This is a genomic window from Pedobacter sp. ISL-64 (assembly GCF_018613605.1).
In the GTDB taxonomy this organism is placed as follows: Bacteria; Bacteroidota; Bacteroidia; order Sphingobacteriales; family Sphingobacteriaceae; genus Pedobacter.
On sequence record NZ_JAGGPU010000009.1, the window covers coordinates 63,045 to 77,652 of the forward strand.

A 14,608-nucleotide genomic window follows, 5' to 3' on the forward strand; every position below is an offset into this window, starting at 1 on the left:
TAAATAATGTCACATTCGCGAGTTACAGCAGCATTAAGACCGTTTTCTTGCTTAAAATGCCAATTATGTTATTGTATTTCCAAACAAGAAAATTCATCTTGTTTGATAAACTCATTTATTAGTTCTTTTTTCTCTATTAAAACTTAAGCAATTCCTGATGTTGTATTGTTTCCAAAACGTAACCAGATTATTTTTGGCGGATGGCCATATAGATTTGAAAATTCATAGAAATCTGCATCGAAAGTAACTACAATAAGATTATTTTGTCCTGCAAATGTCCAGATTTCCTTATCCGTTTTGTTTTCTAACTTTAACCTTCGTATTTGGGTACAAGCTGAGAAATCGGCCTCTAAAAGTTTTATGATTCTATGAGAAATATTTTGGTCAAATAGAAGTTTCACTAGGCTACTCTTATTTTATGCTCTCTATCTGCTGAATAAGCAAGACAGGATAAGATCTCTTCTTCAGTAATTTCAGGAAAATCTGTCAATATACTTTGCATAGTCATCCCATTTGCTAGCCATCCCAAAACATCATACACAGCGATTCTGGTTCCTTTTATGCAGGGCTTACCAAAACGTTTGTTAGCGTCAATTTCTATGAAATTAGAATAAGTTTTCATAACGTAAAGATAAACAATATTATAAGAATTTTGATTTGCCCATTTTTGCAGAATTCTATTTTTATCCTTGTATAACCGGTTTCAACATGTTTACATATCCCTCAACTCCTTCGGCTACTTCTCTAACATACAAAAACTCATCAGCCATGTGCGAGCGACCAGAAAAACCCGGACCACATTTTACTGATGGGATATCTAACAATGCCTGATCGGAAGTAGTAGGCGAACCATAAGTAGTTTTTCCAAGGGCAACACCAGCCTGAACAACCGGATGGTTTTTATCAATCGACGATGGTTTTAAGCGGATAGACCGTGGGGTAACATCACAATCAACATTTGCCCTGATAATCTCTAAAACCTCTTCATTAGTGTAAGCATCAGTTACACGAACGTCAACCGTAAAATTACAATTTGCAGGTACAACATTGTGCTGCGAACCTGCGTTGATAATCGTAACCGTCATTTTTAATGGCCCGAAAACCTCCGATACTTTTGGAAACTGATAGTTCCTAAACCATTCGATATCTTTTAATGCTTTGTAAATGGCATTCTCTCCCTCTTCACGAGCAGCATGACCAGCTTTACCATGCGATACACAATCCAACACCAACAAGCCACGTTCAGCAATAGCTAAATTCATTTCTGTAGGCTCTCCTACGATACCAAACTCCAGTTTGCCCAAATCAGGAAGAACCAGTTCTAATCCATTATTACCAGAAATTTCTTCCTCGGCAGTCGCTGCCAAACAGATATTGTATTTTAAATTTTCCTGCTCGTAATAATATAAAAAGGTTCCGATTAGCGACACTAAACAACCACCGGCATCATTACTGCCTAAACCAAACAGTTTATCACCTTCAATTGCAGCATCATAAGGGTCGCGGGTGTAACCTGAATTAGGCTTTACCGTATCATGATGTGAATTCAACAAAAGTGTTGGCTTAGCAGGATCAAAATGTTTGTTGTAAGCCCAAACGTTATTCATTTTACGCTGAGTCTTAACCCCTCTCTCCTCCAAAAACTGCGCAATTAAATTCGCCGTCCGATCTTCTTCTTTACTAAAAGACTGGATGCGGATTAACTGTCGCAATAAATCCAGGCTTTCTTTTTGTATATTTTCTAGTAACATAGTATCAAGTAATTAGTATTGAGTATCAAGACTAAACCCGTCTTTAAACTTTCTACCTTTTATTTTGGCTTTCAGTTTTATGTTTGCAATTAAGACTTTATGTCCTAAACCCTACACCTCTAACCTTCTTTGGTATACAGATTCCCTGCTTTTAAAGCAGAAAGTTTAATACCTTTTATCAATGATGAGCTAAAACCGTTATGTTCCATTTCATTTAAACCTGCTATGGTACAGCCTTTCGGCGAAGTTACCTTATCTATTTCTGATTCTGGGTGTGTTCCATGTAATAAAAGCAAATCGGCCGCTCCTTTAGCCGTTTGAACGGCCATTTTTAAAGCTTCATCAGCATGAAAACCGATTTCTACCCCACCTTGCGATGCAGCCCTGATTGCCCTTAAAAAGAACGCAATTCCGCAGGCACAAAGCGCTGTTGCTGAAGTCATTAAATCTTCATTAATTTTCACAACAGAACCAACCGTTTCGAACATTTTGGTCACACTTGCAATATTTGCTGCTGATGCATTATCGCTGGCCATGCAAGTCATCGATTGACCAATAGCAATCGCCGTATTTGGCATTACCCTGATTACCTCAACATCGTCACCTAATTTTTCCCTAACCGCAGCACAGCTCACGCCAGAAATTACCGAAATAACCAAATGTTTGGCCGGAACAATTGAATTTTGAATTTCATCTAAAACCGTATTTAATTGTTGTGGCAGAACAGCCAAAATCACAACATCAGCATCAACTACAGCCTGTTTATTGTTATTGCTTACATTAAAACCGGCTTCGGCGAATGATTTTAAATGATCAATATTTCTACGGGTAAGCGTAATGTCGCCTGCTTGAGCAAAATCGGCCTTTACCAAACCTTTCGCTAAAGATAAACCGATATTTCCGCTACCAATTATGGCTATTTTTTTTGTCATGTGGTTCGTTTGTTATTCCTTTCGGATTGGTTACATAGATTTATATTTTTGTTGGAAAAGCAGGTTCAGTAATTCTATTGATGTTCAGTCCTGCTATCCACTTCAATCTTTTTTTACTTCAGCCATTCCCTCCATTTATCGTCATTGCGAGGAGGAACGACGTGGCAATCTTTCTCATTTTGAGCACAAAAAGTATTTCCGTTTCTATCAGGTTTAGTAGGCAAAAGCAGGAATTCTTCGGTTTCTCGCCTACCTTTCGCCTTCAACGTTCCTACCCCCCACCTTTACTTCAGCATTTTAGTACCAAAAGTTCCCTCGGCAAGTTCAGCGAGCTCATCGGCTTTGCCGATATAAACTGCAAAAACTCCTTTTTTAATCGCTTCAAAGGCATTGTGCATTTTAGGGATCATTCCACCTTGCACAGTTCCATCGGCTTTTAAACCTTCAAACTCATCAGCTTTGATTTCTCTTACAACAGAAGAATCATCATTAACGTCCCTAAGTACTCCTTTTTTCTCAAAGCAATATACCAAACGGGTTTCATATAAACTTGACATAGCAACAGCAACAGAAGAAGCTATGGTATCAGCATTGGTATTTAGAAGCTGAGTATCACCATCATGTGTAATGGCACATAAAACCGGAACAAAGCCAGCATTTAATAAAGTGCCTAAAGTATTCGCTGAAACAGAGTTTTCATCTAAATCGCCCACAAAGCCATAATCAATAACTGCACCTGCCATAGGGCCGGCCTCTGCACCATAAGTTTTGGTACTAACAGGCCTTTTTTTCGCTTTAATGATATTACCATCTGCGCCGGTTAAACCAATCGCATTACTTCCTTTGGCCTGTAGTTGGGCAACCATATTTTTATTGATCAGTCCGGCGTAAACCATCGTTACAATACGCAGGGTTTCGATATCGGTAATTCTTCTACCCTCAACCATTTTGGCTTCAATGCCCAACGATTCGCCCAGTTCAGTTGCAATTTTACCCCCGCCGTGCACCAGGATCTTATCTCCTGGCAATGCAGTAAAATCCAATAAAAACTGGTGTAAGTTTTCGGAGTTATCGATTACGTTTCCGCCGATTTTTATGATAGTGAGTTGTTTCATAATTTATTCTTACCGTGGTTCGTGTCTCCACGAACCACATTAATAGTTTTGTTTCACCATATTAATAATTTCGGTTCGTGAAGACACGAGCCGAGGCATATGATTTACAATTCCTCCAACATCGCTTTAATTACCGCCTGCGCCGCCCATAAACGGTTTCCGGCCTCGTGAATAACCAATGAATTTGGTCCATCCAAAATCTCTGATGATAATTCCAGATCGCGGCGTACAGGTAAGCAATGCATCACTTTAGCATCGTTTGTGAATGTTAATTTCTCATTATTCATCATCCAGCCATCAGGATAAGTTAACACTTTTCCATACTCTTTATAACTACTCCAGTTCTTCACATATACATAATCAGCACCGGCCAAAGCTTCTTCTAAATTATACTGAATATCGGCATTAGGCGTAAAATCTTCCGAAAGCTCGTAACCCTCTGGTTGCGCAATAGTAAAATCGATCATTCCTTCTGCCTGAGCTTTGCACATCCACTCTGCAAAAGAATTTGGTACTGCCTGGGGCAAAGCCTTTACATGAGGCGCCCAAGCCAAAACTACCTTTGGTTTGCGCCCATCAGGTTTCTTTGTCCAGGTTTCGTGAATGGTAATGATATCGGCAAAGCTTTGTAAAGGGTGACGTGTTGCGCTCTCTAAACTCACTACAGGTACAGCACAATATTTCACAAATTTATTGAAGAAATCTTCGCTATAATCTTCCTCACGGTTATTCAGTTTTGGAAAAGAACGCAAGCCCAAAATATCGCAATATTGGCCCATTACGGCAGCAGCTTCGCGGATATGTTCAACTGTCGAGCCATTCATCACTACACCATCCTGTGTTTCTAAAGCCCAACCTTCTTTATCCAGATTCATCACCATTACATTCATACCTAAGTTTAAGGCCGCTTTTTGGGTACTTAACCGGGTACGTAAACTTGGATTCATAAAAACTAAACCTAAGGTTTTGTTCTTACCTAAATCTTGGTGCGCATAAGGATTCGCCTTTAACGCTAGCGCATCATTTACAAACTGTTTGATGCTTGGAACATCGTGTACGGAAGTGAAAAGTTTCATTTTTAATATAAATTAATTTATCCCGATCCGTCACCCTGAATTTATTTCAGGGTCTTTTCTACAAAATAGATGCTGAAATAAATTCAGCATGACGATCGACCAAATACACAGTATTTATTTTACCAATTGTTTAAACGCCGCCAAAAACTCGTCAGCATGTGCTTTTGTTAAATTTAAGGCTGGCAACAAACGGATCACATTCGGTTTTGCCTCACCAGTAAAAATATGGTGTGTAAACAATAATTCTTTTTTAACATGCGCCAGTTCGGCAGGTAGCTCAATACCGATCATTAATCCACGGCCACGTACTTCTACCACCTGCTCAAATTTTTTCAATTCGGTAATTAAGTAACTTCCTACTTCTTCTGCATTTTTCATCAGGTTTTCCTGTTGCATCACTTCTAAAACAGCTAAAGCCGCGGCACAAGCTAAATGGTTGCCACCGAAAGTTGTACCTAACTCTCCATGCCAAGGTTTAAATTTGGGCGCTATAGAGATTCCCGCTACCGGAAAGCCATTACCCATTCCTTTTGCCATGGTATAAACATCTGCTTCAACCCCAGCGTAATCGTGTGAGTAAAACGATCCTGTACGTCCGTAACCGCATTGTACACTGTCGGCAATATAAACCGCATTATATTCATCGCAAAGTGCACGGATTTTCTGCAAGAAACTTTTCGAGGCTTCTTTAATGCCGCCTACACCTTGAATACCTTCAATAATAACAGCCGAAATTTCATTGCCCTGTACTTTAAAAGTTTCTTCTAAAGCAACCTCATTATTGAAAGGCAAAAAGATTACATTTTCGGTCTGATTAACCGGTGCTACAATTTTAGGATTATCGGTTACGGCAACAGCCAAAGATGTACGTCCGTGGAAAGCACCTGTAAAAGCGATTACCTTTTTTCTTCCGTTGTAAAATGAAGCCAATTTTAAAGCATTTTCATTTGCCTCAGCTCCAGAATTACATAAAAAGAGCTGAAAGTCTTTTTTACCAGAAACGGTTCCCAATAATTCTGCAAGCTGAACCTGCAAAGGAATTTTTACTGAATTTGAATAAAAACCAACTTTATTTAATTGATCGGTTAAGCGGTTTACATAATGTGGGTTGGTATGCCCGATTGAAATTACAGCATGACCGCCATATAAATCTAAATATTGCTGATCATTAGCATCCCAAACATTACTGCCTGCCGCTTTTGTTATTTCTATATCGTTAAGTGGGTAAACGTCGAATAGTTGCATTTTTTGAGGTATAAGGTTTGAGGTGTAGGGTTTAAGGTTTTTTCCCTCCACTTCTCAAAAATTTTAAAAATGAAATTAGCATTGCCCTAACTTCGTTAATTGATTGGTTCACTTTTAGATAATCATCTTCGCTTATATACTTTAATTCAGAAGCACATAAACAACAATAATCTATCTCGTTGGCAGAGCCTAAAGCATTATCAAGAAAATGCGCAGAATCTTTATCTGTAAATCTTCCACATCCTTCAACAATATTCAAGGGTATAGATAAGGAAGCCCGAGTAAGTTGTGAGGTCAATTCAAATCTCTCCTCTTTTGGAAATTGAGTTGCAATATTCTTTTTGATGAACATATTCAATTCATGTGCCTTTTTCCAAACGTCAAGTTTTTTGTAATCTCTCATTATTTTACCTTACGCCTTAAACCCTACACCCTTTACCTTCATTAAAAATTAGCTGCTTTTAACTTAAGTCCTGCTGTTTCATCCAAGCCGAACATTAAATTCATATTCTGAACCGCTTGTCCGCTGGCACCTTTTAACAGGTTATCAATAATACTGATGATAAATAATTTACCACCGTGTTTTTCTATATGTACCAATGCCTTGTTGGTGTTCACAACCTGTTTTAAATCGATGTTTTTCCGGCTTACATGCGTAAAAGGATGAGCACTATAATATGCTTCGTAAATATTTTGCGCCTCTTCTAAACTCAAATCACTTTCCAGGTACATGGCAGCTAAAATACCTCTTGTAAATGCACCACGCTGTGGGATAAAACTTAAAGTTTCAGAAAGTGATGGTTGCAACTGCAACAAACTCTCGCTAATCTCGTTCAAATGCTGGTGTTCAAACGCCTTATATATGGAAAGATTGTTGTTTCTCCAGCTGAAGTGCGAAGTGGCAGCTAAACTCTGTCCTGCACCGGTTGATCCCGTAGTTGCATTAATATGAACTTCATTCTTGATCAAACCTTTCGATGCCAAAGGCAACAAACCTAATTGAATACAAGTTGCAAAACAACCAGGGTTTGCAATATTTTTAGCTGTTTTAATTTTATCGCGGTTTAGCTCGGGTAATCCGTAAACAAAGTCTTTGGTCGAAAAGTTAGCATTTGCATGCAACCTGAAATCCTGCGACAAATCGATAATTTTAATGTTATCGCTAATTGGATTAGCGGCTAAAAACTTCTTCGCATCGCCATGGCCAATACAAAGGAAAAGCACGTCAATATCCTGTGGAATATCGCTCACAAACTTTAGATCTGTATCGCCTATTAAATCAGTGTGTACATCAGAAATTAAGTTTCCGGCATTACTTGTACTGTTTACAAAAGCAATTTCAACATTTGGGTGGTTAACCAAAATGCGTAACATTTCGCCTCCAGTGTAACCCGCACCACCAATTATTCCTGCTTTAATTTTATTCATCTCTATGCGTTTAGTGCTATTTTATAAAGAAAAAATTCTGAATCATTTTCTTGCTTAACAAATCCTATACTTTCGTACAGATGCTGGGCAGTATAGTTATCAACCGCTGTTTCCAGCTGTACAAATGTAGCTCCCTGAGTTTTGGCAAAACCCATGGCTGCTTTAATTAATTTTTCTCCAATGCCCTGCTTACGGTAATTTTCATCAACATATAAATCGTTCAAAATCCAGTTTTTAGTTAATCTTACCGACGAATATTTCGGGTATAGCTGTGTAAAACCTATCGCTTGTTGTGTATTACTATCAGTAGCAACAAAAATGATAGACTCATTATGCTGTAATCTTTCATCTAGAAAAGCCTTAGCCATTCCGATATCAGAAAACTGATTGTAGAATATGCGATACTGATTAAGCAGACCAACTACTAGGTTGGTTTCTGTTAAATCTATCTGTTTGATTCTTATATTACTCACAATTTAAAGATTTAAGGTAGAGGGTTTGAGTGTAAGGTTTGCACTAATCCACCTATGCCTTTTACCTTATGCCTCGTTGTTCACCTTATGCCAGATCATCACCTGGTTACCAAATATTTTAGAGAAACCTTTAACGTCTTCTCCGCTCCAGGCGTTATTCATTTCGCCATAGCTGCCAAATTTATTACTCATTAAATCATGGTTTGATTCAATTCCGATAACCTGGAAACGATACGGTAACAACTCTACAAATACTTTACCGCTCACAAATTTTTGCGTATCGGCTAAAAAAGCCTCAATATTCCGCATAACTGGATCGTGGAACTGACCTTCGTGCAACCAGTTACCATAGAAAGATGATAATTGTTCTTTCCAGCTTAACTGCCATTTCGTTAAGGTGTGTTTTTCTAGCGTATGGTGTGCTTTGATAATGATAATGGGGCCAGCTGCCTCAAAACCTACGCGACCTTTAATACCAATAATGGTATCACCGACGTGGATATCTCTACCGATACCAAAAGGCTGAGCGATTGCCTGTAATTTTTGGATTGCCCTAACAGGTGCTAATTTTTCACCATCAATAGCAACCAGTTCACCTTTTTCGAAGGTTAACTCTACTCTACGCGATTCTGTTTCCGAAACCTGGGTTGGCCAGGCGCTTTCTGGTAAGGTTTCGTGAGAAGTTAACGTTTCCTTTCCTCCTACCGAAGTTCCCCATAAACCTTTATTGATTGAGTATCTTGCTTTTTCTGCACTATATTCTACACCATGTTGTGCTAAATATTCTATTTCCGCCTCGCGGGATAATTTTAAATCTCTAATTGGAGTAATGATTTCAACCTCTGGGATAAGGATATTGAAGATCATATCGAAACGTACCTGATCGTTACCTGCACCGGTACTTCCATGAGCTACATAATCTGCACCAATTTTTTTCACGTAGTTGGCAATAGCTGTTGCCTGACTAACACGCTCTGCACTTACCGATAATGGATAAGTAGCATTTTTTAATACGTTACCAAAAACCAGGTACTTAATGCATCCTTCATAGTAACTTTCAGTTTCATCTACAACAGCATGCGATTTTACGCCTAAAGCATATGCTCTTTTCTCAATTTCCTGTAACTCTTCATCAGAAAAACCACCTGTATTTACAATTACTGAATGAACTTCTAATCCACGATCCTGTGCCAGGTAAATACAACAAAATGAGGTATCTAAGCCTCCGCTAAATGCTAAAACAACTTTTTTCATGCTATTTAAATAAAAAGGTAAATAAAAATAAAAGGGCTTTTAAGCCATTTTTTGGCTTAGGTTTAACAACTAAACGCTGTTTAATGCGCATAAAGCGCTCGTATAATTTGGGTTTCTTTTGCAGTTCTTCGGCAAATTGCTTGGCTACCTCATGTTTCTTCTCGGCCGGATCGTAAAGCATAGCTGTACACATGCAGTTTTTGCGTTCCTTCATTTTTAAAATTTCGAAGTTTACGCAACTTTGGCAGCCTTTCCAAAACTCTTCATCCTGGGTAAGTTCGCTGTAGGTTACAGGTTCGTAGCCTAAATCTGAATTGATTTTCATTACGGCCAAACCTGTTGTTAAACCAAATATTTTTGCCTTTGGGTACAACTTTCTCGATAAACCGAAAATTTCATTTTTGATGGCTTTTGCTAATCCCGCTTTGCGGTATTTAGGACTTACCACTAAGCCACTATTGGCCACAAACTGTCCGTGGCTCCAGGTTTCTATATAGCAAAATCCTGCCCAGGAACCGTCCTTGTGAAAAGCAATAACCGATTTGCCTTCTTGCATTTTATTCGAAATATATTCTGGCGAACGCTTAGCAATCCCTGTTCCACGAGCTTTTGCCGATTCTGCCATTTCGGTTACGATTTCTTCTGCAAATACACGATGTTCAGGAAGTGCAACCTGCACTATAAATTCGTTAATATCCATTCGTTTTCTAACGAAAAATTATAAGTATTCTTGTTAATTGGGTTTTTAGAGAGGATCAATTCCTCGTTACGTTTAGTGTAGGTACTAAATACGTGGAGTGAAATTTTGCCGGCTTGTGGGAAAATAAAATACAGGTTGAAAATGATTAATAAACAGACCCTTCCCAGACACCATTTGTGTTGAGGAAACTGAAAGTTTATGTAAAATTTGTTTAATCATTTCTTGCGTATTAAAACGGCTTTAACTCTATTGAGGTGCAAAGGTTTAAATAAAAATCGAGTTACACAATAATATCGTCATTTTTTTATCTTAAGACATCAATTTTATTGAACTAATCTGACTTAACGGATCTCTATTCGGCTTTATACCTTTCAACAATTTTTCATCCATTAACCAATCTCAGCCATATTGCCAGTACAAATTTTAAAATTGTTAAAAAACGGCAATAAACTTTAACATCTGCTTAACATCATTTAACATCCCGTAATACGGTTTAAACTCAATATTTGTATGTCTGTAGCGAATGCGATCTTGCTATCGTTTTATTGATGTTCCTTAAATATTTAAATCAAATTTACCGTATGAAGAATTTTACACCATTTCATTTCAAATCGATCCCTTTATTTGTTCTAATTGCTTTTACAGCGTTAACTTCATGTAAAAAAACAGAAACTGCCGATCCAACCATATCTTATTTAAGGGTAATCAATGCATCTCCAACTTTGGCAACCTATAATGCTTATTTTAATGGTACCATCGTTAATTCGGCGGCTTTGCCTTTTGGTGGATCTGCTTCTTATAGTGCCTACGCCGCAGGTTCTTACAGTTTAAAATTTACGACGGCCAGTAGCGCAGAGAGCTTGTTAACCAAAACCGTTACTTTAAATGCAAGCACCTATTACTCTTCTTATTTAATTAATAAACCCGCGGCGCTCGATGTTTATACCATTGGTGATGATCTTTCTATACCATCAACAGATAAAGCTTACATCCGCTTTATCAATTTATCGCCTGATGCACCGGCTTTAGACCTGGCCAAAACGAGCGCAACTACCATGCTGGTTACGAATAAAACCTATAAAAGTGCGAGTGGTTTTATCGCTGTAGATGCGGGTACTTATACATTGGATGCAAAAGAAACTTCATCGGGAACAGTTAAAGCCACTTCCGCCAGCACCAGTTTCACAGCAGGTTATCACTATGACATTATTTGTGGTGGTTTGGTAACACCTGCAAATGAAACTGAACGCCCTTTAAGTTTACAGGTTATATTGATCAAATAAAAAAAGGCTTTTTGTGTTTACCCTTCATAAAAAACGGCAATTTTCGATATGAAAATTGCCGTTTTTGGCTTGTATTAAAAAAGAAAGTATCTTCCTGTTAAGGAAATGGCATTCTTTTCTATTTTTTGGTTACATCAGGAAATTTTACCTGTATTACGTAAGTTCCTTCAAGCTTTAATTGCCATGACCACCTTGGATTTACAGAGAATGTACCAAGTGATGCAGGAAAACCATCTACCGTTACAAACTGACTTGGAATTCTATAGTACATCAAAAAGCCCCAGTCTGTAGTTGGTGTAACGTATTTTGTAAGTGGGAAAGGCGCAACTTCAAAATCGCAGATCATGGCGGTATCAGTCTTGATAACGGGGTTAAATTTCGCATAATTTTCAAAAACCGGACGGTCGCCCCTTTGAATGATTTCGCCTGCCTTAGGATTGAAAACCTTTCCGTTTTTATCCACCATTTTTAAAATAGCCCTTGCGCCTTGGTTAGAAATTTTTGTACAGGTAATGATCGGATTTTTCATTGGGGTTGCTACACCCGTAACATCATGAAAAGCATTCGAAACGTTATCGGTAATCACAAATAAATCATCCTTTTCTGGATCTACCACGTTTATAGTAGCCAGTTTTGGAAAAAGTTTAGTATCCGTAACATTATTCATCTCCACATCAAAAACGTATCGGCCTAATGGTAAATTAGCCGATGCCCTGTTAAAGGTTAACTGCCCACTATTTTCATTAAAATACAAAGGCAACCTCTTAACCAGTTCTCTTTTCTTATTCAGCAATTCAACGGTTACATCAGTTTCAGGATCAAAACTTGTTCCTTCCTTAAATACCAGAATTTCATACTCTTTGGAAAATTCCGCGGGTGCTGGAGAACCGTCTTCTTTTCTGAGGTTCAGCATCTTAAAGGTATAGGGAGGCGTAGAGCCATCGGCATTAATCCTGTCAGACTGGAAAAGTATTAGGCCTCTTTTGGCATAGATATCGTTGTCTTTATAGCGAATGCCGTTACTTTGAAAACCTTTCTCAATTTTCGAGCAGGCATAAATACTCAGTAAAAACAGTATGCCTAAAATATATTTAATTTTCATAATTGAAATATTTTATGGTTAATTACCTAGCGATTGTCCATTAAAAAACAACCTGTGATTTCCGTTTAAAACATGGACAATTCCGGTTCTCGTGATAATACCAGAAGTTTGCACGTCTACCGCTTTGTCTTTCTGATCATCCGGTATGGCATTCAAATCCGGTTCTTTATCATCGCGCGTACCAATCACTTTGGTATAGGTAACATAATCTACGTAATTTAAATACTGTGAGTATTCGAAAGAGCGACGGAATTTTATTAGATACTGAACATTTGGAATCGCGCCCAATACACTGTTGTAGAGTTTACCTCCTAAAGTAATCTGATCCCTGTTTATCTTACCTGCAAACAGATAGGTTTTTAATGAATCGCTAAGCTCCTGCGATGGAAGATCTTTAATTCCGAAATCAAAATTTTCATTCCCCGTCTGAAGACTCTTCTGGTATTTTTTGGCTCTTACATAATCGGCAATGCCATAGTTCGTGGTCGCAAACAAAGTGATATCTCCATTTACGGCATCTTTTAAACCAGCCTTATCAATCACTTTAACCAACGAATCAAAATTTCTGTTGGATTTTAAATAATCATAAGTGGTCATATCCACATAGGCATTGCTCGGCCCTCCATCTCGCTTATAGTCGTCTTTTTTACATGCCGATAAGGCTAATAAAAAAATAGCTATGTATATTAGAATATTATTTTTCATATTTTTCAATCTAAGAATCAACTTATTTTACACTTTACCCAACCAATATGTGGTTTGCTTTAACAATGGATTATTCCTGAACAAAGCAGGGTCTACCGGCCAATAATAGCCCTCTTTTCTAAATCGCTCTACCGGGAGCCACTCTACCACATTACTATACTTCCTGGTTCTTAACAGATCGTAAAACAGGTGCCCTTCTAAAAACATTTCTTTCGAACGTTCTGTAATGTATTCGTCCATCACTTCATCTCTAGATAAAACAGCATCTACCAGTACCGGATTAGGGTCATTCCTTTTCCTGAAGGTATTGATAATGTTAATAGCAGTAGGGGTATCTCCTTTATATAGCGCAATTTCAGCTTTTAGTAACATCATATCAGCTAATCTGAAGATGATAATGTTATTGCTCAAATAGGGATTTAACTTTTGACCAGGATTCCTGTAAATTACGTTGCTATATTTTATACACATCGGCTTATCAGGCAAGGTTACATCAAATCCTTTTTTATACCTGATATCGGTATCTGTGTAAAAATTATTGAAATAACTCGGTACTACGTAGTATCTCGGGTTATTACCGTAGCCTTTAACATAAGTTTCATTAAGGAAACTACCACCCACAGAACTATTTGAACCCTCCAAGGTATTTTCACTCACGTTTATCTCAAAAATACCTTCTGTAGAACGGCCTATAAAGGTATTTTTATAATTTGCAGTATCAGTTAATGCATAACCTCCACGACTAATTAAAGTATTAATCGTTGTATCCGCACTATTTACATCAACCAGATTAGGTGCATCTGTAGCCACATTAGACATCGTTGCTCTCCACAAATATAAATGTGCTAAGAGCGCATAGGTTGAGCCCTTGTTTGCGGTTACTTTAGCATCACCACTATTGGCATACGTCCAGCCCAACAAATTAATAGCTTTGTGACAATCATCCTCAATAAGCTTCATCACTTCTGCTTTTGGTGTTCTTGGAAGCTGGGGTGCATTAAGCGGATCTTCGTATGCTTGGGTAACTACCGGTACATCACCCCAAACCCTTACCATCATAAAATAACTCAAAGCCCTTAAAAAATAAGCCTGCCCTAAAGTATTGTTTTTAAATTCGGTTGGGTCATCCTCCGTAGATAACTGAGAATTGGTCATCGCGCCTACCTTAGACAATATTAGATTAGACATCGCTATGCTTTTGTAATAAAGCGTATAATTTGCCAAAGAGTTTAAGTTATACTGAAAGGTAAAATCACCGTTTTGTATTCCTTCAAGCCCATCACCCGTATACTGTATGGTAAAATAATTTTTTGCAATGGCATCACCATACATGTAATACCGGTTGCTTTTATCGGTAATGGCATTGCGGAGTAAGGCATAATTACCTGCCATGGCACTTCTCACGTCTTTAGAATTCCTCCAAAATGTTTGTTCGTACGGTGCATCCTTCGGTTCTTCGTAAAGTAATTTTTTACAGGCACTTGTGGTTACTATAATGAGGATAGTAATTAATATGCTGAGTTTTGTAATTATATTTTTCATGT

At 38.0% G+C, this 14,608-nt stretch carries 16 protein-coding genes; 1 reads left to right on the forward strand and 15 read right to left on the reverse strand.

Annotated features, from left to right (window positions below; translation table 11 throughout):
* Positions 1–143 precede the first annotated feature (143 nt).
* The 12 genes from J7E57_RS13570 to J7E57_RS13625 all read right to left on the reverse strand — a co-directional run bounded on the left by J7E57_RS13570 (position 144) and on the right by J7E57_RS13625 (position 9,974).
* Positions 144–401 (reverse strand): DUF5615 family PIN-like protein, encoded by a 258-nt coding sequence (locus tag J7E57_RS13570; protein ID WP_215124954.1) that lies wholly within the window; start codon positions 399–401, stop codon positions 144–146.
* Positions 401–622: a DUF433 domain-containing protein gene (locus tag J7E57_RS13575; protein WP_116248819.1), complete on the reverse strand. Its 222-nt coding sequence runs from the start codon at positions 620–622 to the stop codon at positions 401–403. Before J7E57_RS13575 ends, J7E57_RS13570 begins: the two co-directional genes overlap by 1 nt.
* A gap of 61 nt (positions 623–683) precedes the next feature.
* The gene (locus J7E57_RS13580) at positions 684–1,751 is read right to left on the reverse strand and encodes a M20 family metallo-hydrolase (protein ID WP_215124953.1); all 1,068 of its coding nucleotides are present in this window, start codon (positions 1,749–1,751) and stop codon (positions 684–686) included.
* Positions 1,752–1,870: 119 nt separating this feature from the next.
* Complete coding sequence (gene proC, locus J7E57_RS13585) at positions 1,871–2,683, reverse strand: pyrroline-5-carboxylate reductase (protein WP_215124952.1); 813 nt, start codon at positions 2,681–2,683, stop codon at positions 1,871–1,873.
* Positions 2,684–2,967: 284 nt separating this feature from the next.
* Positions 2,968–3,798, reverse strand: coding sequence for an acetylglutamate kinase (gene argB / locus J7E57_RS13590; protein WP_215124951.1), 831 nt, complete (start codon positions 3,796–3,798; stop codon positions 2,968–2,970).
* Between the two features lie 104 nt (positions 3,799–3,902).
* Complete coding sequence (locus tag J7E57_RS13595) at positions 3,903–4,874, reverse strand: acetylornithine carbamoyltransferase (protein WP_215124950.1); 972 nt, start codon at positions 4,872–4,874, stop codon at positions 3,903–3,905.
* A 114-nt stretch (positions 4,875–4,988) separates the two neighbouring features.
* Positions 4,989–6,119: an aspartate aminotransferase family protein gene (locus J7E57_RS13600; protein WP_215124949.1), complete on the reverse strand. Its 1,131-nt coding sequence runs from the start codon at positions 6,117–6,119 to the stop codon at positions 4,989–4,991.
* A gap of 31 nt (positions 6,120–6,150) precedes the next feature.
* Positions 6,151–6,522, reverse strand: coding sequence for a four helix bundle protein (locus J7E57_RS13605; protein ID WP_215124948.1), 372 nt, complete (start codon positions 6,520–6,522; stop codon positions 6,151–6,153).
* Between the two features lie 41 nt (positions 6,523–6,563).
* Positions 6,564–7,547 (reverse strand): N-acetyl-gamma-glutamyl-phosphate reductase, encoded by a 984-nt coding sequence (argC, locus tag J7E57_RS13610; protein WP_215124947.1) that lies wholly within the window; start codon positions 7,545–7,547, stop codon positions 6,564–6,566.
* 2 nt (positions 7,548–7,549) lie between these two features.
* Positions 7,550–8,020, reverse strand: coding sequence for a GNAT family N-acetyltransferase (locus tag J7E57_RS13615; protein ID WP_317196550.1), 471 nt, complete (start codon positions 8,018–8,020; stop codon positions 7,550–7,552).
* Between the two features lie 66 nt (positions 8,021–8,086).
* Positions 8,087–9,274 (reverse strand): argininosuccinate synthase, encoded by a 1,188-nt coding sequence (gene argG / locus J7E57_RS13620; RefSeq protein ID WP_215124946.1) that lies wholly within the window; start codon positions 9,272–9,274, stop codon positions 8,087–8,089.
* A gap of 1 nt (position 9,275) precedes the next feature.
* Complete coding sequence (locus J7E57_RS13625; protein ID WP_057931816.1) at positions 9,276–9,974, reverse strand: N-acetyltransferase; 699 nt, start codon at positions 9,972–9,974, stop codon at positions 9,276–9,278.
* 581 nt (positions 9,975–10,555) lie between these two features.
* On the opposite strand from J7E57_RS13625, the gene J7E57_RS13630 reads away from it, so the two are divergent.
* On the forward strand, positions 10,556–11,257 hold the full coding sequence (locus J7E57_RS13630) for a DUF4397 domain-containing protein (protein WP_215124945.1): 702 nt from the start codon (positions 10,556–10,558) through the stop codon (positions 11,255–11,257).
* Positions 11,258–11,375: 118 nt separating this feature from the next.
* On the opposite strand, the gene J7E57_RS13635 is transcribed toward J7E57_RS13630, so the two are convergent.
* Genes J7E57_RS13635 through J7E57_RS13645 form a run of 3 tightly spaced genes read right to left on the reverse strand, consistent with a single transcriptional unit; the run spans position 11,376 to position 14,606 of the window.
* Complete coding sequence (locus tag J7E57_RS13635; RefSeq protein WP_215124944.1) at positions 11,376–12,359, reverse strand: DUF5007 domain-containing protein; 984 nt, start codon at positions 12,357–12,359, stop codon at positions 11,376–11,378.
* A gap of 18 nt (positions 12,360–12,377) precedes the next feature.
* Positions 12,378–13,064, reverse strand: a complete 687-nt coding sequence (locus J7E57_RS13640) for a hypothetical protein (protein WP_215124943.1) — start codon at positions 13,062–13,064, stop codon at positions 12,378–12,380.
* A gap of 27 nt (positions 13,065–13,091) precedes the next feature.
* Entirely contained in the window at positions 13,092–14,606 is a 1,515-nt protein-coding gene (locus tag J7E57_RS13645; protein WP_215124942.1) for a RagB/SusD family nutrient uptake outer membrane protein, read from the reverse strand.
* Positions 14,607–14,608 lie beyond the last annotated feature (2 nt).